Below are 21,366 nucleotides of genomic sequence, written 5' to 3' on the forward strand. Positions count from 1 at the left end.
TATCTGAATTTTGGTTCACCTACTTAGGAACTTTTGGTGATATGAAAATCCCAATACCATTGTGAACACGGGCTGCTGTACTAGGAGAACGGTCAAGTAACTGACCGCCTAAATAAAGACTGGTAGAACTACCACCGTCTAAATTTAAAGCATTAATACAACCCATTGTTTGCATTAATTTTGCTTGTTCTGCCAAAGTTGGACCACCACCACCAGCCCGACTATGTACAGCAGCAATCATAAGATTACCTGTGGAAGTGGTACAAATACTGCTGCGAACTGCTTGACTTGTCATGAAAGCAGGGCTGAATGTTTCTGCTGGTCCATCTAGAACTATTTGCCGATTTTGGACTAATAGGGGACCTGCACCAATAATGTGGGGGTAGCGACTAAATTCAGGTGTGGTAGTGGTGCTGGTAAGAGAAACTTTTGTTCCAATGGGTAATTGTGGTGTCTGATTGCGGAAGATGAGAAGATAACCATTTTCGGGAATGGGAATGGTAGTTATACCACTTTTACCTCCTGCTAACTGATTGCTTACTTGATTGTTTTCGACAACTACAATAGTTTCATTATCAGCTAAAGGTGTATAAGTATTTCCCCAGACTGGAGTATAACGAGCGATACCGCGTTGGACATAGCCAGTATTAAGTAAGGAAATGGGTAGACGTTGATTATTGTTAGTAATTAAGGCTTCTGTGAGGGTGAGCCGACCAAAGTAAAATTGTCCGTTATTATTCCAAGCGATCGCTCCCCGGTTAAGAATTGGACCGGATATCCACTGATTATCTCGCCGAATTGCGCCTAAAGGTAATTTATTATTACGGTTAAAATAACCACCATTAACTGCGGCTACTGCTAAGTAATTTTGAGCAGTTTGGATTAAAGGGGCTGTACCAGTTAATGTTTGCGGATTAGTAATCATAGGCTTAATACTTAATCCCACTGCACGGGGGTTAATATCCAACCAAACCACAGGAAAGCGGTCTGTGCCTAAATTCACAAACTGCTGTCGCCATTGTAATCCCTGCGCCCAGGCAATACTCTTTTCTAGCAAACCTTCAGGTTGAATATCAATAACTAGGCGATTTGGTTGGGGAATAGTCTTAACTTGTAGAGACTGACCAAAGGGAATACTAAGACGGACAATTGTTTGATTATTAACCACTTCCACTTTTTGAACTATTGATGCGGGAATGGGTGGTGTAATGGGTTGAGAGTTATAGCGTTGTATTAAAGTCGGATCAGCAATACCATCTAGGGTGAGAGTCCATTCTCGATTGGGTGGTGTGGTAGATTTAGGGATAATCTCATCAGGATCTACTACTTTTTTAACTGGTAATTCTTGTCGAATTTGCCAAGGGGTCGCTATATCTAAATCGAGGACAACTCTATCTCCTTTTGGTTGTTTACCGAGACGGATATTTTTCAGTTGAGAAGGGGGAGTAGAAATTACTAAAGTGCTACCATTAGCTTGGATTTGCCATTTAGCTGTTTGGGCTAATTGAGTAATATCTAAATAGCGATATCCTTCGCTGAGATTGGTATTGAGAATGGGGGGATTTGTCAAGCCAGAAAACCACTGTACTGGTTGTTTGCCAGGATTACTGCTATTGAGTAAATCTATCCCTATTAATTGCTTAACTGCACCATCACTTAGATAAGTTTGTCCTTTAATGGTGGTTGCTGTTGGTTGTAACCATGCTCCTGGTAAAATCCGGCCATTGAGAATAATTTGATTACCAGCACTAACGGCACTGGGAACGGGATTTGGTAAACTAGGAGTATTTTGAGCAAATACCCTATAAGTAGCAGTCAAACACAGCGCTGTTGACAGTAGCGGTAATACAGAATTTAGGATTTTCAAGATCATTGACTGGGTATTTTTAAAAGTTATCAATCAAAACCCAGCCTAGCGAAAATTTATCAGAAAATTTAAAAAATAATTACCTTTTTTAGAAATATTCGTGATATTATTTATCTTGGGTCTGTGTCTCTTATTCAGAGTAGCAGGCAGTTACTATGCTAAAAATACTAGCTGCAATTGTCTTAAATAATACAAATTAATTGGAGCCTGCTATGATACTGTTGGGGGTTAAAGGTGAAATTCGGACACCCTATCCTCATCTCTAAAATTTTAGGTTTTGGGGTTTGAATCTAAAATCTCAAGTTCCTGTGGTTGGTCATGAATAAACAGCCAGAATACAGGGAAAAATAGATATGTTTTAGGAATTGTCAAATGGGCATATAGTGAAAATAGGCTAATTTTTGGGAGCTATCAGTAATCAGCCAAGAACAAGAATAGCTTGCATGGTGTAAGCCGTGAGCAAAAAAACTGCAAACTTCAAAACCGTTGGATTTACAGGTCTTTCTGGATTAGGGTAGTTTGTTTATATAGTGCATTGACACTCTCAGCGGCTAAAGTCAGTGAGATTCTTAGTTCACCGAAACCACTTAATTTAGATTCCTTGCGGTTTCTAAACCAGAGGTGGGGTCTCACCAAGTAGAGCAACCGCCGTTTAATTGTCAAGGTATAGTGTCTGCGATTTAGGCAGCAATTGGGTTTTTAGACAGGTTGATTACCCTTCCTGTATCAATACTTGTCGGTTAAGGAAATGTAGGTTGGGTTGAGCGACAGCGAAACCAAACAAAATCCTTGATAAGGTTGGGTTTCGTTCCTCAACCCAACCTACCATATAATGACTTTTCATGCTTAACCGAGTAGTATTGCTTCCTGTATAGGTAATATTATCCATAAAATGCTAAATTATGACAAGAGAAAATAGAAATTGAGTAAGAATTGATGACGGGGATTAAAATTACCGAGTATTCTTGTAAACAAACAAAAAATAAATAGGTATTGATAACACAGCTTTAGTTAAACGTCAAGCTAAAATTGTTATCTCTAAACTTTGGTAATTATGTATTTTTATCCAGTGCCAAAACTGAGAAAATTTCCCTTTAGCAGTAATAACAACATCTGTACCTCAACATTTCAGGAATAGAGTATGAATCATCAACCATCGAATCAGGGTCAGCAAATTACAGTGTCAGATACTAATTTTCCAGATACATATCCAGGACAAAAGTGGTTAGTAGAAGAAAGGGATGCTTGTGGAGTCGGGTTTATTACCCATCGTCAAAATATTGCCAGTCATGAAATTTTGGATCAAGCCTTAACTGCTTTAACTTGCTTAGAACATAGAGGGGGTTGTAGTGCTGACCAAGATTCTGGAGATGGTGCGGGGATATTAACAGCGATTCCTTGGGAATTATTGGCACAAGACAAGAATCATGGCATTGATTTTGCCAAGCTGAGTAATATGGCTGTGGGGATGATATTTTTTCCCCAAGACGCAACAGCCGCCAAAGCTGCTAAGGCTGCATTTGCACAAATAGCAGCAGAGGAGAGATTAACTATACTGGGATGGCGAGTAGTTCCGGTGCGTCCAGAAGTATTAGGGATGCAAGCAAAAGAAAATCAACCCCAAATAGAACAGGTTATAATTTCTTGTGCTGATAAGAGCGGTGATGAACTAGAAAGAGAATTGTATATTGCCCGTCGCCGCATTATGCAAGCGGGTAGAAAAATTTCTGAAGATTTCTATGTCTGTTCCTTGTCTAGTCGGACAATTGTTTATAAAGGCATGGTGCGTTCCGCTGTCTTGGGGGATTTTTACGAAGATCTAAAAAATCCGGCTTTTAAAGTGGCATTTGCAGTATATCATCGCCGCTTTAGTACCAATACGATGCCTAAATGGCCTTTAGCCCAACCAATGCGGTTATTAGGTCATAACGGAGAAATTAACACCCTATTGGGAAATATTAATTGGATGATGGCACGGGAAGCCACCCTTAGTCATCCGATTTGGAAAGATCGGTTTGACGAACTCAAACCAATGGTCAACATTGATAATAGTGATTCTGCTACTTTAGATAATGTACTAGAGTTGTTGGTGCGTTCGGGACGCAGCCCTTTAGAAGGGTTAATGATGATGGTTCCCGAAGCGTACAAAAATCAACCTTCCTTGGCTGAATATCCCGAAATTGTGGATTTTTATGAATATTACAGCGGTTTGCAAGAAGCATGGGATGGACCTGCGCTGTTAGTATTTAGCGATGGCAAAAAAGTTGGAGCGACATTAGATCGTAATGGTTTAAGACCTGCGCGTTATGTCATTACCAAAGATGATTATATTGTTGTTGCCTCCGAAGCTGGAGTTGTAGATTTCCCAGAAGAAAACATTCTCGAAAAAGGTAGACTCGGTCCAGGACAAATGATTGCGGTGGATTTAAACACCCAAGAAATCCTCAAGAACTGGGAGATTAAACAGCGTATTGCTAAACAACATCCTTATGGCGAATGGTTGCAACAATACCGCCAAGAATTAAGTAAGTTAGTGAAGGGTAAGTCTGTAGTTAATGGCAATGGTAACGGTAATGGGCATTTGTCAACAAACAACGGACAGCGGACAACTGACAAAATTGATTCACAAGTCTTATTACAACAGCAAATTGCCTTTGGCTACACCATAGAAGATGTGGAAATGGTGATTCACCCTATGGCTAGTACGGGTGCAGAAGCAACTTTCTGTATGGGAGATGATATTCCTTTAGCGGTATTGTCAGAAAAATCCCATTTGCTGTATGACTATTTTAAACAGCGGTTTGCCCAAGTTACTAATCCAGCGATTGACCCTTTACGGGAAAAGTTGGTGATGTCTCTGACGGTGGAATTGGGTGAAAAGGGGAATTTATTAGAACCTAAACCGGAATACGCCCGCAGACTCAAGTTGGAGTCTCCTGTACTCACTCAAACAGAGTTAGAAACTATTAAGTTGTCAGGTTTTGCAACGGCTGAATTGTCAACTTTATTTCCCATAGCCACAGGACCAAATGGTTTAAAAACGGCTGTGGAGTCTTTGCAAAAACAAGCTGCGGAATCGGTGCGGGCTGGTGCGAAGATTCTCATATTAAGTGACAGAACAGGTACAGGGATTGCGGCAGAATATACCTATATTCCTCCTTTATTAGCTATTGGTGCGGTTCACCATCACTTAATCCGTGAAGGGTTACGGATGAAAACATCCTTAATTGTGGATACAGCCCAATGTTGGAGTACCCATCATTTTGCTTGTTTGTTGGGTTATGGTGCGGGGGCGGTTTGTCCCTATATGGCTTTAGATACTGTAACTGCTTGGTGGCATGAACCCAAAACTCAGCAGTTTATGACTAGGGGCAAAATTGCCACTCTGACTTTAAACCAAGCCGCAGAAAATTATCGCAAAGCTATAGAATCGGGTTTGCTGAAAATCCTCTCGAAGATGGGTATTTCCCTACTTTCCAGTTACCAAGCAGCGCAAATATTTGAAGCTATTGGGATTGGTGGTGATTTATTGGCTTTGGGTTTCCGGGGAACAACTTCCCGCATTGGTGGTTTAAGTGTGAGTGAATTAGCACAAGAGGTGTTATCTTTCCACAGTAAGGCTTTCCCCGAATTGACGGCGAAGAAGTTGGAAAACTTAGGTTTTGTCCAATACCGTCCCGGTGGTGAATACCACATGAATAGCCCAGAACTAGCGAAGTCGCTGCATAAGGCTGTCAATGGCAAGCAATATGACCATTATGAAGTTTATAAACAACATCTGCAAAATCGTCCGGTGACGGCGCTGCGTGATTTGCTAGATTTCCACAGCGAGCGCTCACCGATTCCTTTAGAACAGGTAGAGTCAGTTAATGATATTGTTAAACGTTTCTGTACTGGTGGGATGTCTTTAGGGGCGTTATCACGAGAAGCACATGAAACTTTAGCGATCGCTATGAATCGCATTGGTGGTAAATCTAATTCTGGTGAAGGTGGGGAAGATCCGGTTCGTTACAACATTTTAAGTGATGTGGATACGGCTGGTAAATCTCCTACTCTGCCTCATCTCAATGGGTTGAGAAATGGTGACACGGCTGCAAGTGCCATTAGACAAATTGCCTCAGGACGATTCGGCGTTACTCCCCAATACTTAGCTACAGCCCAACAACTAGAAATCAAAATTGCCCAAGGTGCTAAACCAGGAGAAGGTGGACAGCTACCCGGACCAAAGGTAAGCCCCTATATTGCCATGTTGCGCCGTTCTAAACCCGGTGTAACTTTGATTTCACCACCACCCCACCATGATATCTACTCCATTGAAGACTTAGCCCAGTTGATTTTTGACTTGCACCAAATTAACCCTAAAGCCCAAGTTTCGGTGAAATTAGTCGCAGAAATCGGGATTGGCACAATTGCTGCGGGTGTGGCTAAAGCTAACGCCGATATTATCCAAATTTCGGGACATGATGGCGGTACAGGTGCATCACCCCTTTCTTCGATTAAACACGCTGGTAGTCCCTGGGAATTGGGGTTAACGGAAGTACATCGGGTATTAATGGAAAATAGCTTGCGCGATCGCGTCATCTTGCGGGTAGATGGTGGTCTGAAAAGCGGCTGGGATGTCCTAATTGGGGCGTTAATGGGGGCGGAGGAGTTTGGGTTCGGTTCTATAGCTATGATTGCGGAAGGCTGCATTATGGCGCGGATTTGCCACACTAATAATTGTCCTGTGGGGATAGCTTCTCAAAAAGAAGAAATGCGGAAACGGTTTACTGGCATTCCCGAACACGTTGTTAATTTCTTCTACTTCATCGCGGAAGAAGTGCGGAGTCTGTTGGCTAAATTGGGATATCGTTCTTTATCAGAAGTAATTGGTCGCGCTGATTTATTAACGGTGCGTTCTGAAGTTAGACTGAATAAAACCCAAGCTTTGAATTTGGATTGTTTAACTAAGCTGCCAGATGCAAAAGTTAATCGTAGTTGGTTGGTGCATGAAAAAGTTCACAGCAATGGACCAGTTTTAGATGATCAGTTACTAGCTGATGCAGATATTCAAGCCGCGATTCAGAATCAGGGTGAAGTTAGTAAAACCGTTACCGTCGTAAATACTGATAGAACGGTCGGCGCAAGGTTAACTGGGGCGATCGCTCATAAATACGGTGACAACGGCTTTACAGGGCAAATAAACCTGAATTTCCAAGGAAGTGTGGGGCAAAGCTTCGGCGCATTTAACCTGGATGGTGTGATTCTCAACTTAGTAGGGGAAGCAAACGACTATGTCGGTAAGGGCATGAACGGTGGGGAAATTATTATTAAGCCCCCAGCCAATGCCACCTATAACCCAGCAGAAAACGTGATTGTAGGGAATACCTGCCTTTATGGGGCGACTGGTGGGGTGTTATTTGCCAATGGTTTAGCTGGAGAACGGTTTGCGGTGCGTAACTCTAAAGGTACAGCCGTGATTGAAGGGGCTGGTGATCACTGCTGCGAGTATATGACTGGTGGTGTAATTGTGGTTCTGGGTAAAGCTGGCCGCAACGTGGGCGCGGGTATGACAGGCGGTTTAGCGTATTTCCTTGATGAAGTCGGTAATTTCCCGGACTTAGTTAATCATGCTATTGTCAAAGTGCAACGGGTTGTCAGTGAAGCAGGTGCAAAACAATTATATGAGTTAATTCAAACTCATGCCCGGAAAACTGGTTCACCCAAGGCAGGGGAAATTATTGCTAATTGGGAATCATACTTACCTAAGTTCTGGCAATTAGTACCACCTTCTGAATCTGATAGTCCAGAAGCCAAAGTAGCAGAAAAACAATTGAGTTCTGTGTAATTTGTCTGAATCAGGATGTACAGGATTTGAGGATTTACAGGATTTAATTAAATACTTTATCCTGTTTATCCTTTAATCCTTTTTTGTCTGAATCAGGATGTCCAGGATTTGAGGATTTCCAGGATTTAATTAATAACTAGGGCTTGCTAAATAAATCTGAAAACTCTACAGGTAAAGGGTTTTAGATATTTTGAAGTTCAAAAAGTGTCAGGTTTTAGGAGGTGACAACTGAAAAACCTGGCATTTAATTTCTGGTTAAAGAAAAAATCTTGCTTATCCAACTCTTGAAACTGTCACCTGTCACCTGTCACCTGTCACCTAGCCTTCACAGATAACTTTTTCAGCAAGCCCTAGTGTTGGTAAAAAGGACGGTATTTGTTGAGGGAATTTTGGGGAGAATGGACTCCAACTGCAACAAAATTTCTTTTGAACAAATTCCCAGTAATGTGCTGTTGGGTAAATGTACTAATCTTTCTCCACTCCCAACTGGTGGTGTCATGATATCGGATAATGCTTGAGGAATGGTTTCTTTAGATTCTGGGGGGTATTCTGTGTAGTTAAAGTTTGCCCATTGTTGATCTAGAGTGTGGGTTTTTAGTTGTTTGATGGTGCGAGTTAGAAAGAATTCGTTTTCACCAAAGTATAAGTATGTTGGCATGGTAGTACGGCAATTGTATTATCGTACATGAGCGTTAGCTCTAAATCTAATATAATTTTGTCTGCATCGAAAAGCAGTCATTCAACGAAATGGCATTTTTGTCTAAATTGTAAAAAGTAAGATAATTTACCCTAATTTTCGGGAATACTCAAAACGGAATAACAGAATATAGTATTATTAAGCAAGAATATCGTAATCTTTTATCAGACTGGGATTAATTGTAGATTATTAAAATCTAATACGCAAGAACAAAAGAAAAATGATGCTAGGTAAAATTGTTTGGTTTGGTGGGTTTAATAATCAAAAAAATAAAGTCAATAATTTTGGTTTTATTGCTCCTTTGGGGGAAGAAAATACAGGAGATATTCGTGTTGATCGAGATGATGTTCCATTAGATATACAAGAAATTATAGAGGGTGATAAAGGAAGGGGCGTATACGTTCAATTTGATATTGATGCAAGGCGTAATCGAGTAATCAACCTGAAAGTACCAACCTTTATTGGTGTTGTTAAGAAGTCTGAATTTTGGGGTAAATGGCAGATTACTTATAACGATAATTGTAAAATTTATTTCAGAAGAAGGACTCAGTACGAAAGCGAAAGCCTTGTTGCTTTCAGTATTAAGGAAACTAAGGATAGGGAAGCTATGGAAATGGCTGAAATATTCGGAGAGGACGAAGAAATAAAATATAAACTAGCACCATTCTTATTAAGGACAATTAATGATGTACGAGAAGTTGATAATGATGAAAGAATAGTTGAGAAGTATGCTAATAGTAATATATTTCCACTGTTTAAAAAATTTATTCTTGAATATTTATTATCTTTGCCATTGGAGATAGCCGAAACTTTCGTTATTAATAAGCTCAAAGATTTAGATGAAAATCAACAAGATTTTATCATTAAGGAAATCGCCGAAAAACTGCCAAATCTTCTAATTATTTCTGCGACATTGCGTTCGTACTTAAAATTTGATTCTTCTAGTCCAAATAGTTATATTGAATTCATAAATAGACATATTAATCTAGTAGAAGAACATTTAAGAAAAGAATTGATAGATGAACTAATTAAGAAAGTAGAGCAAGCGGAAGAAAATGCACTTAATATATATTGGCAAGAGGTTCAATATCTACAAGATAACTTAGCTTATAAAAATTTCCTCTGGCATATTGCACCAGCAGAAAGAAAAATTCCAATAATTGCTGAATACACATCATCTATAGCAAAAGATGTTGCTGAGAAAGTGGTTCTTGAACATCTTAACCAGTTTAATCAACAAGAACAAGATAAGTTGATTAATGAACTCATCAGAAATGCACCAAAAGTTATTTTGGCTTCTTCTAAGTTACGTTCTTATTTAAAATTTACAGTACAATTGACAGAATACTATTTCAAATTCCAAAGAACAGACAATAATTACGACATTTTTATTAACAAGTACCTTCATATTGTAGATGATGAATTATTCAACGAGATAATAAATGAACTAATTGAAAGAGTAGAACAAGCAGAAGAAAAAGAACGTAATATATATTGGCAGCAAGTTCAATATCTACAAGATAACTTAGCTTATAAAAATTTCCTCTGGCATATTGCACCAACAGAAAGAAAAATTCCAATAATTGTTACATACTCATTATCTATGGCAGAAGATGCTGCTGAAAATGTGGTTCTTGAACATCTTAACCAGTTTAATCAAAAAGAGCAAGATGAATTGATTAATCAACTTATTAAAAATGCACCAAAAGTTATCTTGGCTTCTTCTAAGTTACGCTCTTATTTAAAACTTACAGAATACGATTACAATAGTTACGGTATCTTTATTAATCAGTATCTTGATAGCGTAGATGATGACTTATTCAATGAGATAGTAAATGAATTAATTGAAAGAGTAGAACAAGCAAAAGAAAGAGAACGTAATATATATTGGCAGCAAGTTAAATATTTGCAAAATAATTTAGCTTATAAAAATTTCCTCTGGCATATTGCGCCAACAGAAAAGAAACAAGAAATTATTCAACAGCGTTTTAAAACTTTTTTTGATATTATCTCTCGCTTTAAAGATAGCAATTATCCTTACGAGGAATATATTACTCATAATTGGCGTGAATTATATCAGTTCAATCAATCAGATAACTTGTTAATAACGCAATGGGATGCTTGTGTAAAATCTAATGAGATTAAAGCAGCACAGATGATTTCAGCGCGTGGTGCTGAGAAGTTAGTAATCCGTTTTTATCAGGCTTTAGGTTATCAAGTAGAAGATATTTCAATTCATCAAGTTACTCAACAAAGCCAAACCTGGACATTGGGGGATATTAGATTAGATTCCAAATATTTACTTGATGTGAAAAATAGTAGAAAAAGTGTTAATTCCAAGTCTTACTCAGAATTTTGTGTTCCCCAATTAAAAGAATCTCGTGGTAATGATGTGAAAATCGTTGGTGTTTTATCACCGTACCTTCAAAAACAATATATGGAGGGAAGAGGAAACCCTAGATTTCATGTTAACAATCCTCAAGTATTAGGTGCTTTTGATAAAGCAAAGCTGAGTGAACTAGAAACAATCTTTAGTGACCGATTCATTAGCATAAATATGCCTAGAGGGTCTGATACTAATAAATACTTACCACCTTGGCTATTTGATTATGATGAGCGTTTTTATAATCAACAGTACGAAATTTTAACAGAATTACAAAATTTACATTATCAGGATATACCTAGTTGGGAAGATATATCACTTGTTACTCAAAATTTTATACCTTTATTTGTAGCTGCAAAACGTCCATTGCCACGAAGTTGGGTTAATAATTTACCCCACTGGCAAGTCAATTTCATCAATTCCTTGATTAATCTTCCTACAGAACGAATTACTTTGCCATATTTATTCCTGTCTATATTGAGGCATTTTTTATCAATGCTTTCTTACCGTGGAGGTGATTATAGTCCTCAAAGATATTTAGAAGTTCTCTACCTAAGCGGAATGCAAATTAATCCACTAAAATTATACGACCCTTTAAATATTATCAAAGATTTTTGTGATACATTACAAATTCTTTGGGATAATCGTCAAGCATCTAGACTAGATGAATTCAAAATATTTAAATTCTCTGGTCAAGGATTACTGAAAGGTAAACGGACAGAATCAGAATATATCATGACAACAATTTTGGCTTATTGTGGTGGATGGGTAGATGGGATGGGGAAATGCGGATTTAGTCCATTAGCAATTGGTAGAGAGCAAAATTGCCCAGTTTGTGGTCGTCTCATTTGTCCTAAAGATAACTGTGGTTTTTGTACTGATAGATGTTCTGGTTACATTGAAAGGAAAAATAAGTAAGAGTAAGAGATATAGATACAAAAATTATAAGCGATCGCCCCTTCCATCACCTTATGCGATCGCCCTTATCATTAGTATAATCCCTTATTCAAAACAAACTCAACTACTTTCCCATACTACCATCACCTTGAGGTTCAACAACCGAAAGTAACTCATCCCGTTTTTTAGCAATCAACTCCAAATAATACCCACTGGAATAGCCTTCAGAATTAGTCAACCCCGTAATTCTTTGATAAAACGTCATAACATCCCCACTCATTGCGTATTTAGAGATGTCTACTTTATCTGTATTTATCCTGTTCATCCTTTCATCTTTTTTGTCTGAATCAGGATGTCCAGGATTTGAGGATTTACAGGATTTAAGTACCCATGCAAAATTAATTATACATTTTAATAATAAATTGATAAAATAAATTATTAATAGAAATAAAGAGAAAAAGATGCGATTTATTAGAGATTTAAACTTTGATACAGCCAAATTACTAGAAAGAATATATAAAGAAAGTGTACATTCTCAAGTTAGACAAAGAGCGCATTGTATTTTATTAAGCTATAAAGGAGTGACAATTCCTAAATTAATAGAAATTTTTAAAGTAACTAGAGTTACTATATATAACTGGATGAACGATTGGGAAGATAACAGGTTATTAGGATTATATAATCAAAAAGGAAGAGGAAGAAAACCAACCTTTAATGAAGAACAAAAGCAAAAAATAAAGTCATGGGTAAAACTCTATCCCAAAGATTTAAAAAAAGTATTGGCACAAATTAATCAAGAATGGGGAATAACAGTTAGTAAAGATACAATAAAAAGGATATTGAGAAGTTTAATAATGACATGGAGAAGATTTAAAAGGGGATTAGCAGGAGAACCAGATCCCTTGGAATACAAGGAAAAACAGTTAGAGATTACCAAACTAAAAGAACAAGAAAAACGTGGAGAAATTGATTTAAGATATTTAGACGAAAGCGGGTTTTTTTTAACACCTTATGTACCTTATGGATGGCAAGAAAAAGGAGAAAATATTCCCATCAAAAGTAGCCGTAGCCGACGTTTAAATATCCTGGGTTTAATGAATCGTAACCAAGAATTAGATGCCTATATATTTGAAGGCAGAATCACAAGTGAAGTTGTTATATCTTGCCTAGATAAATTTGCAGAAAACCTCTCAATAAAAACTGTCGTGGTTATAAGGCATCATTTCATACAAGCAAGAAAATCCAGGCTAAAATCAATGAATGGAATCAGAAGAATTTACAAATATTTTGGCTGCCATCCTACTCTCCTCAACTAAACTTAATCGAAATTCTCTGGCGATTTATGAAGTATGAATGGGTAGAAATTGATGCTTACTCTAGTTGGCATAATTTAGTGAACTATGTTGAAAAAATCATTCGAGAATTTGGAAAGGAATATAAAATTAATTTTGCTTAGGTACTTAGTATAGAATTTTTAGATTATTTTGATTTTGATAATATATATAAATATTTTGGAGAAGCTGATTACGAAACTGCATCTCAACAAGAATTTATAGTCAAGAATGGGCTTTATTTCTCTAAGGGAATAGATTTCCAAATTATATGTAGAAATACTCAAGATAGAGAAGCTTTAATTAACATGATAGGATCGGGTTCAGAGTATGTAAATAAAATAGTTATAGATAATTCATTTTATAACTCTGTCAATCCATTTGTACAAGTAGAAAAAACAGATACCGTTATCAATTTAAGTATTAAACAGTTAGAAAATAAAGTGATAACAGGGAAAATTCGTTTATTTTCATCTCAAGGATATCTATACTTAAAATCTATTTCCTCTACTACTCAAGATTTTATAGATATAAACCTAGATAAAAAATTAATTGTAGAGGTAAAAACTAATATTCGCTTAGAATTTGACCAGATTGAACCTTTTTATGTATATTTTGTGGAAGATGGAAAAGATTGGTTAATTTATCAATATGGTTCTTGAAATAATTAAGTTAACATTTTCAAATCTTAGTTTTCAATTCTAGCAAATACTATTAACTTTACTGGAGTGATGTTTGCTGGTCTTACCTTCATTCAAATAGCGACATAGTTATTTTGTAGACAATAGTTTAAAATCTAGAGAATAGGTTTGTTTGTACCTGAAACCTCCAAGAGTATAATTTAAAAGCACTAGATGTCTACACCGATTTATCACATCACCCATATTGATAACTTAACCTCCATAATCACCAATGGGGGATTGATAGCAAACAGTAGACTCAAGATACAACAAACCAATTATCTTGACATCGCACACGGACACATTCAAGATAGACGTGCCACCACAAAAGTCCCCTGTAGTGCTGGGGGATATTTACATGATTATGTCCCCTTTTATTTTGCTCCGCGTTCACCCATGCTCTATGCCATTCATAAACAAAACGTAGATAGTTATAGCGGTGGACAACAGCCAATTATCCATCTAGTTTCAGAAGCTTATACCATCAATTCTTTAAAACTAAAATTTGCTTTTACTGATGGACACGCTATCATGGCATATAGCGAATTTTATGATGATATGTCTGATTTACAATCTGTCATAGATTGGGAATTAATGAAATCAAAATATTGGGCGAATACTCCAGATGACCCCAACCGCAAGTGGAGAAGACAAGCAGAATTTTTAGTTTATGAAAATTGTCCTTGGAGTTTAATACAAGAAATAGGTGTAATCAATAAAACTATTGCTGAACAAGTACAACTAATACTTACCGTCTTTAATATCCAAATTCCAGTAAATATTTATCAAAATTGGTATTATTAAAATCATTAATCAAGTAGCTAAATAATATTTCAAATCATTATTAATATTATTCAAAAATTCCATTACGTAGTAAAATAATATTTAAAATCAGTTTCTAGTTTATCCAGTGATAGATAACACTAATTGATAATAATTGATTATCAACCAGCAACTACCACAGAGAATATAACAGTATAAACAGCGATGAAAATTATTTAATCCCTTAAAAACAATGATTGAAATTAAGCAAGGCAACTTATTAACAGAACCAGCACAAGCCCTAGTAAACACAGTGAATTGTGTCGGTGTCATGGGCAAAGGCATTGCTTTGCAATTTAAACAAGCCTATCCAGAAAATTTCCGCCAATACGAAAAAGCCTGTCGTGCTGGACAGGTGCAACCGGGGCAGATGTTTACCGTCGCTACAGGTAACTTATTTAACCCCCTGTACATTATTAACTTCCCCACCAAACGCCACTGGAAGGGCAAATCTAAATTAGAAGATATCAAAACTGGACTGGTAGCATTAGTCGCCCAAGTACAGCAATTAAACATTACTTCCATTGCTATACCTCCATTGGGGTGCGGTAACGGTGGCTTAGACTGGAGTGAGGTTAAACCCTTAATAGAATCAGCTTTTGCTGCACTTCCAGATGTCCAAGTCATTATTTTTGAACCCAGTGGCGCACCTGCTGTGGAAACAATGCCCGTAGCCAGCAAAAAGCCAAATATGACTCGCGCCCGTGCCTTGTTTATTCGCCTACTGGAATTGTACGGTATTCCTGGTTATGAATTAACCAAACTAGAAATTCAAAAACTCGCCTATTTTTTACAAGTAGCTGGTGAACCCCTACGCCTTGAGTATGTAAAACACAAATATGGACCTTATGCCCATAACCTAAATCATGTTTTAAAACACATAGAAGGGCATTACATTCGCGGTTATGGGGATGGAACAGCCAAGGCAGAAAGCGCGGAGATTTACGTTTTACCCGCAGGTAGAGAAGCTGCACAGTCCTTTTTAGCCAATGACCCATCAGCACAGGAACGGTTAGAACGAGTTAGCAACCTCATAAATGGCTTTGAAACCCCTTATGGCATGGAATTATTGGCTACAGTTCATTGGGTAGGGACTCAAGAAACCAACCCAGTCCAAGATAGTGAACAGACCATAGAGTTAGTTTATTCCTGGAGCGATGGGCTGCGCCCCATCGTAGATGAACGCAAACGCACCATCTTTAAACCACAACATATACGTAAAGCTTGGCAGCGATTAGGACAGCAGAATTGGTTGGCTGCAAAATAAAAATATAAGGCGATCGCCCCCTCAAATCCCATAGGCGATCGCCCTCATCATCAGTATAATTCCCCACTCGTTGCGTATTTGGAGATGTCTACTTTATCTGTATTTATCCTGTTCATCCTTTCATCTTTTTTGTCTGAATCAGGATGTCCAGGATTTAAGGATTTACAGGATTTAATTACGATTATGTGCATCTTTATCCAGAATTGGTATAAGCTGAGAAACATTTAATTTGCATAATTAAAACAGGCAGGATGCCTGTTCCACAAGAGTTTTAGTTGTAAGCAATATACAATTTAAATGTCCAACAGCTTATTCATCCTGTTCATCCTTTAATCCTGGTTATCCTGATTCAGACATTTTTATTTATGGTTTCTTCGCTTTTTGAGATTTCTGGGATTTTTGGGCAACTAAATGTGGATATTGATCTTGCATTTCTAAAAGTTCGGGAACAGTAACAAACTCATAACCCTGTTTCCGAAACCTGCTAATGATTTCTGGTAAGGCTTTGACAGTGTGAGAGCGATCGCCACCACCATCGTGCATTAACACAATACCCCCTGGCTTGGCTTCCCTAAAGATGTTATTAATTAGTCTTGGCACACCCGGACGTGAATAGTCCATAGAATCAGACGACCACATAATAACAGCATATTTATTACTTTTAGCATAAGCCGCTACTCCATTCCTCATGTTTCCTCCTGGTGGACGAAACAGACTGGTTTTTATACCAGTAGTCTTATAAATTATGTCTGTTGTATTAGCAACTTCGTAAGCTGCTGTCTGTGCATTCATGTGATGATACCAATGATGCCAAGTATGATTAGCAATAATATGACCATCTGTAACTACCCGTTTTGTTAAATCTGGATAGTTTTTGACATTTTGTCCAACAACAAAAAATGTTCCCTTAATATTATTTTTCTTGAGAATATCTAATACTTTGGCGGTGCTACTAGGCCAAGGTCCGTCATCAAACGTTAGGGCAATAACTTTGTTTCCTGGGGGAAGTTTAGCTTCGCTAATGACAATCCCTTGAAAGTTAGATGGTACATCAGTGGAAACCCCTTTGACTTGTGCTTCTTGTTGCCAAGTGGTAAGCATTTCTGTTTTAAATTCCTCTAACCGCTGCTGAGTTTTCACATTAGCAGCAATATCTTTATTTTTAACAATTACACCTTGACTTTGAGCATCAGAGATTTTAGCTTTGAATAGAATCATCAAAGCAATACTTAAAGTGCCAGTTAGTCCAAGTATTGCAATTAATATTCCCTGCGTTCCAAAAAAAGACTTATTATTTTCCACAGTGTAACTCCTTCAAGGGACGAGCAACCATTGATGGCAGTGATAGCTCTGACGGTAGGTTATAACACATTTTTCTAAAAATTGAGGTAGTTTACCATACTCTGAAGTATGATGTCCTTGGTATTCATGTATATTCTGTTGATTGAACTCATGATTCACTATTAAAGAAAAAATAATTTTTTCCTCAATGCCATGAGTAGTTAGATGATAATTAACTGAAGATAGTTTCTCATTTATTAATGAGATTTAGTAGTTACATTAGCTACTAATCTAACCTTGAGTGGATATATTTTTATCATATATTGATAACTTTTCCATAATAGTGGATTTAGCAGGAAAAATTAACATTTGTTCTGTTAAGTTGATTTTTTCCAAATCACTAATATCACCCCAGTGACAATCAAACCTAGTCCAAAAACACGGGTTAGAGAAATAGGTTCTTTTAAAACAAAGTAACCTAGTAATACAGAAAATATATAACCAATGGATACAGCAGGGGCAGCAACGCTGAGATTGATTCTGGTTAGGAGTAATATATAGGTTACTGCACCAATACCATAACAGGTTAATCCTAATAAAACTTCTGGTATGGTGATCATGTTGAGAATGAGATTAATAATGTTTCCTATATGAACTTTACCTAATTTAATTGCCCCCATTTTCAAAAAAAATTGTCCTGCTACACTAATAAGAACTGATATTAGCAGTAAACTAAATTCTGGTATTGACACTGATACTACCTTAATTTTATTGATAACGGTGATTGGTGGAATGAGATAGAATGGAGGGCGCAGACCCTGCGCCCCTACGTTTTTGAGATTTAAAACTATTGAATAGTATTATTTTTTTTAAGTCAATATTTTAGTTTTTTGTAAAGCCTCCACTTTCTTTTAATGTATAAAGAGGACGACCTTTCACTTCTTCATATATTCTGCCAATATATTCACCTAAAATACCAATACAAACTAATTGGACTGAACCCAAGAAAAACATGGAAATTGTAATTAATGTGTAACCAATTAAGTGAGAGACTGGGGCAAAGATTCGCCAATAAAGGACTAATACTATCATAATCATAGCAATCGTAGCTGAGATAATACCTAAGTAGGTTGCCAGTCGTAAGGGAACTGTAGAGAAAGAGATAATACCATCAATTGCCAGGGATAAAGATTTACCAAAAGTATATTTTACATCTCCCGCAAACCGAGGGTTTCTTTCAAAAAGTACAGAGGTTTGTCGAAAACCTACCCAAGCACGTAACCCGCGAACATAACGGTTGCGTTCTGGCATAGAATTCAAGATATCTACTACTTGTCTATCCATTAAGCAAAAATCGCCTGTATCTACAGGAATATCAACTTTAGCCAAGCGTCGAAGCAGACGATAAAAAAGGTATGCCGTTAAGCGTTTTAGCCAACCTTCCTTTTGACGGGATATGCGTTGAGCGTATACTACTTGGTATTCTTGATGCCATTTTTCGATCATTGTTAAAATTAATTCTGGTGGATCTTGAAGATCGGCATCCATAACAATGATACATTTACCTTGGACAAAGTTCAAACCGGCGGTAACGGCGATTTGATGCCCAAAATTCCGGGCGAGACTGAGGTAATGGACTCGATGATCACGGTGATGTAATTCGCGCATCATACTCAAAGAGCGATCGCGGCTACCATCATCAATTAAAATTAATTCCACATCACCGTCTAACTGTTCCATAACATCATGTAAACGGCGATACATCTCCATGATGTTTTCTTCTTCGTTATAAATGGGGATAACTAGGGAGTAGATGGGCTGATTGATCATGATAAGATTTCTTGAAAATTTAATTACCTGAAAATCCAAATATAATGAATTATTCCTCTTATCTAAAAATCAATAAGGACTATATCATACTATTAACAATTTGGTTAATAGGATTAATTATAGATAGAACATGGTTTTTCTTAGATGAATCTATTCCAGCTTATGATCAAAGCGCACATTTAACGGGAGCATTACATCATTATCGGATTTTTCAAAACTTAAATATCTTATCCGGTGATTGGTGGTTATCTCTATGGCAATTAACCCCTAGTTATCGCGCTCCTTTTGTATATATTTGTACTGTACCCTTTTTAGTATTGTTTGGTAAGGGTCATGATCAAGCAAGTTTAGTCAATTTGGTATATACAGCGGTAATTATTTTATCAGTATATCATTTAGGGAATTATTTATTTCAAAACCGAAAAATTGGCATCACAGCCAGCATATTTTGCTTGTTATTTCCCATTATGGGAATTATCCGCACAGATTATTTATTAGATTATGGTTTGACGGCTATTGTCATAGCTACTTTCACAGTTTTAACAATTTGGAAAGATAGTTATAGTGGGTTTTTATCATGGATATTAACTCTTTTGCTAGGAACAGGAATAGGGTTGATTATGTTATCTAAACCCACAGGTTTTATTTTTATTCTCATTCCTAGTATCTGCACATTAATTATTTTTATCAGCAAACGTAAATTTATTAAACTAATTCAAACAGGATTATCTTTAATTTTAGCTTGGTTGATTGCTGGTTTTTGGTATAGTGTAAATTGGTTAACTATTATTACTTCTGCCTTAAATGCTAATCATGTGGGAATAGGAGAAGGTGATCCATCTGCAACAACAATTGCTGGTTGGTTATATTATCCGCAAGCTATTCCTGAAACAGTTGGTTTTCCGATATTATTTGTAAGTATTGGTATTTTCTTAATTTATCTGTTTAAACGTCGGGTTACTCAAAATGTATTGCCAGATAATTTATCAAAATCCGCGTTAACTTGGTTATTTATTTCTCTAATTAGTAGTTATATAATTTGTTCCTTGGGGACAAATAAAGATATTAGATTTATTCTGCCTTGTTTTCCGGTAATTAGTTTAATTTTGGCTTACTTCTTTAACTTGATTGACAATATCTGGTTTAATAAATTAAGATTAGCAACTTTTGTATTAAGTGGGATAATTTTACTCAATAATTTATTCCCCTTACCCCTAATTCAAGCATGGGGAGGAAAACATTTACCAAATGATGAGAGTAAAAAATATCCCCTTGCGGAATTAATGGAGAAAATCAATCAAACTACTCCATATTTAAGAACAACTTTAGGAGTAATTCCAGTTTCTACACCCCAAGTTAATGAATTTACTTTAGATTATTTCGGGACATTAGCTGATTTTCGCATTTATGGAAGAAAATTAACTATGAAATTATCTCAGGTAAATCAGGATTTACAGTATTTATCGTGGTATGTCACCAAAGATAATGAACCAGATGAACCAGGAGAAAAGGGAGAAACCAAACGCAAATTAAAATCTTTAGTAGAATCTGATCCTGAGTTAAAATTACAGAATGATTGGGTATTACCTCATGGTGATAAATTACGATTATATCATCGCAAAAATCCTCATGTAGTTGTTGAAAAATTAAATGTTGATAACAAGCCACTTGCTTTAGAAAAAGTAATAATTGCTAATGAAGTAATTACAAATCAAAATAACTCAGTTACCTATGAAATTACAGGTTCATGGGATGAATTGCAAAATGGTTTGTTACTGTTGAAATGGCAAAATGGACAATCAGCTTGGTATCATGATCATGCGATCGCATTAGGTAATTTATATTGTGGTATAAAATGTCATCCTCAAGGAAATTTTCGAGTAATTGAGAATCTCGCTACATTTATTCCCCAGGAATTACCGCTAGGAAAATATCAACTATCCGCACTATATTTAGATAAAATTAATGGCAAAATTACACCTTTAAATATTCCTAATGTAATTGTCAATGTTACAGATACAGGAAAATTAGAAAAAACACCACCTTTAGATTTAGTTTCCCGAATGTCACAATTGGCAGTAGACTTACAACAGGGAAAATTAGATAATATCTTTGTGCAAATAGATAATTTCAATCAATATGATCCTACTCAAGATTATTTAAAGCAAATTGAATTTGCCGCTAATTATTACCTAGAGAATGAACCAAATAATCTGAATTGGCGTTATACTTTGGTTTTATCACAACTTTTACAGCGCAAAGCACCGGAATTAATTCAGAATTTAACAGAATTAACTAAATATGATCGTCAAAATCCCTATACTTGGCTTTATTTAGCATTTGTTTATTTGTATGACTTTCAACCCAAACAAGCCGAAAAGCAGTTGATAATAGCAGAAAAATTAAAACCAGATATACCAGAATTAAAGACTTTAAAAACAGTTACAAATATCATGAAATTTCTCCCATTAATTCATTTATAAA

12 protein-coding genes and 1 pseudogene are annotated in these 21,366 nt (G+C 36.6%); 7 read left to right on the forward strand and 6 right to left on the reverse strand.

Annotated features, from left to right (window positions below; genetic code table 11):
- Positions 1 to 19: 19 nt before the first annotated feature.
- The gene (locus FJR37_RS15030; RefSeq protein WP_039204089.1) at positions 20 to 1,873 is read right to left on the reverse strand and encodes a phosphodiester glycosidase family protein; all 1,854 of its coding nucleotides are present in this window, start codon (positions 1,871 to 1,873) and stop codon (positions 20 to 22) included.
- A gap of 1,135 nt (positions 1,874 to 3,008) precedes the next feature.
- Between FJR37_RS15030 and FJR37_RS15035 the strand changes: the two genes are divergently transcribed.
- Entirely contained in the window at positions 3,009 to 7,694 is a 4,686-nt protein-coding gene (locus tag FJR37_RS15035) for a glutamate synthase-related protein (RefSeq protein WP_168466388.1), read from the forward strand.
- A 340-nt stretch (positions 7,695 to 8,034) separates the two neighbouring features.
- On the opposite strand, the gene FJR37_RS15040 is transcribed toward FJR37_RS15035, so the two are convergent.
- Positions 8,035 to 8,352: a hypothetical protein gene (locus FJR37_RS15040; protein WP_254434587.1), complete on the reverse strand. Its 318-nt coding sequence runs from the start codon at positions 8,350 to 8,352 to the stop codon at positions 8,035 to 8,037.
- Between the two features lie 259 nt (positions 8,353 to 8,611).
- Here FJR37_RS15040 and FJR37_RS15045 point away from each other — a divergent pair, with 259 nt between their 5' ends.
- The gene (locus FJR37_RS15045; RefSeq protein ID WP_168466389.1) at positions 8,612 to 11,692 is read left to right on the forward strand and encodes a hypothetical protein; all 3,081 of its coding nucleotides are present in this window, start codon (positions 8,612 to 8,614) and stop codon (positions 11,690 to 11,692) included.
- A gap of 103 nt (positions 11,693 to 11,795) precedes the next feature.
- On the opposite strand, the gene FJR37_RS15050 is transcribed toward FJR37_RS15045, so the two are convergent.
- Positions 11,796 to 11,996 carry a hypothetical protein gene (locus tag FJR37_RS15050; protein WP_168466387.1) on the reverse strand — a complete coding sequence of 67 codons (201 nt, stop codon included), beginning with the start codon at positions 11,994 to 11,996 and terminating at the stop codon, positions 11,796 to 11,798.
- Positions 11,997 to 12,132: 136 nt separating this feature from the next.
- On the opposite strand from FJR37_RS15050, the pseudogene FJR37_RS15055 reads away from it, so the two are divergent.
- The 4 genes and pseudogenes from FJR37_RS15055 (at position 12,133) to FJR37_RS15070 (ending at position 15,771) form a co-directional block, all read left to right on the forward strand.
- Positions 12,133 to 13,127: pseudogene (locus FJR37_RS15055) on the forward strand (IS630 family transposase).
- Positions 13,128 to 13,445: 318 nt separating this feature from the next.
- Entirely contained in the window at positions 13,446 to 13,664 is a 219-nt protein-coding gene (locus FJR37_RS15060; RefSeq protein ID WP_096670693.1) for a hypothetical protein, read from the forward strand.
- 192 nt (positions 13,665 to 13,856) lie between these two features.
- Positions 13,857 to 14,486, forward strand: coding sequence for a DUF4433 domain-containing protein (locus FJR37_RS15065; protein ID WP_168466390.1), 630 nt, complete (start codon positions 13,857 to 13,859; stop codon positions 14,484 to 14,486).
- 211 nt (positions 14,487 to 14,697) lie between these two features.
- Positions 14,698 to 15,771, forward strand: coding sequence for a macro domain-containing protein (locus FJR37_RS15070; protein WP_168466391.1), 1,074 nt, complete (start codon positions 14,698 to 14,700; stop codon positions 15,769 to 15,771).
- A 363-nt stretch (positions 15,772 to 16,134) separates the two neighbouring features.
- On the opposite strand, the gene FJR37_RS15075 is transcribed toward FJR37_RS15070, so the two are convergent.
- The 3 genes from FJR37_RS15075 to FJR37_RS15085 form a co-directional block, all read right to left on the reverse strand.
- Positions 16,135 to 17,073 carry a polysaccharide deacetylase family protein gene (locus FJR37_RS15075; RefSeq protein WP_168466392.1) on the reverse strand — a complete coding sequence of 313 codons (939 nt, stop codon included), beginning with the start codon at positions 17,071 to 17,073 and terminating at the stop codon, positions 16,135 to 16,137.
- 356 nt (positions 17,074 to 17,429) lie between these two features.
- Complete coding sequence (locus FJR37_RS15080) at positions 17,430 to 17,804, reverse strand: EamA family transporter (protein WP_027402067.1); 375 nt, start codon at positions 17,802 to 17,804, stop codon at positions 17,430 to 17,432.
- A gap of 130 nt (positions 17,805 to 17,934) precedes the next feature.
- Positions 17,935 to 18,879, reverse strand: coding sequence for a glycosyltransferase family 2 protein (locus tag FJR37_RS15085; RefSeq protein ID WP_027402068.1), 945 nt, complete (start codon positions 18,877 to 18,879; stop codon positions 17,935 to 17,937).
- Between the two features lie 47 nt (positions 18,880 to 18,926).
- Here FJR37_RS15085 and FJR37_RS15090 point away from each other — a divergent pair, with 47 nt between their 5' ends.
- Entirely contained in the window at positions 18,927 to 21,365 is a 2,439-nt protein-coding gene (locus FJR37_RS15090) for a hypothetical protein (RefSeq protein ID WP_168466393.1), read from the forward strand.
- Position 21,366: the final 1 nt, after the last annotated feature.

Source organism: Aphanizomenon sp. UHCC 0183 (assembly GCF_009712065.1).
GTDB classification, from domain to species: Bacteria; Cyanobacteriota; Cyanobacteriia; order Cyanobacteriales; family Nostocaceae; genus Dolichospermum; species Dolichospermum heterosporum.

Coding starts and splice junctions, on each gene's coding strand:
- FJR37_RS15030 (WP_039204089.1), bottom strand. CDS start 1,873: ATGATCTTGAAAATCCTAAATTCTGTATTACCGCTACTGTCAACAGCG.
- FJR37_RS15035 (WP_168466388.1), top strand. CDS start 3,009: ATGAATCATCAACCATCGAATCAGGGTCAGCAAATTACAGTGTCAGAT.
- FJR37_RS15040 (WP_254434587.1), bottom strand. CDS start 8,352: ATGCCAACATACTTATACTTTGGTGAAAACGAATTCTTTCTAACTCGC.
- FJR37_RS15045 (WP_168466389.1), top strand. CDS start 8,612: ATGATGCTAGGTAAAATTGTTTGGTTTGGTGGGTTTAATAATCAAAAA.
- FJR37_RS15050 (WP_168466387.1), bottom strand. CDS start 11,996: ATGAACAGGATAAATACAGATAAAGTAGACATCTCTAAATACGCAATG.
- FJR37_RS15065 (WP_168466390.1), top strand. CDS start 13,857: ATGTCTACACCGATTTATCACATCACCCATATTGATAACTTAACCTCC.
- FJR37_RS15070 (WP_168466391.1), top strand. CDS start 14,698: ATGATTGAAATTAAGCAAGGCAACTTATTAACAGAACCAGCACAAGCC.
- FJR37_RS15090 (WP_168466393.1), top strand. CDS start 18,927: ATGAATTATTCCTCTTATCTAAAAATCAATAAGGACTATATCATACTA.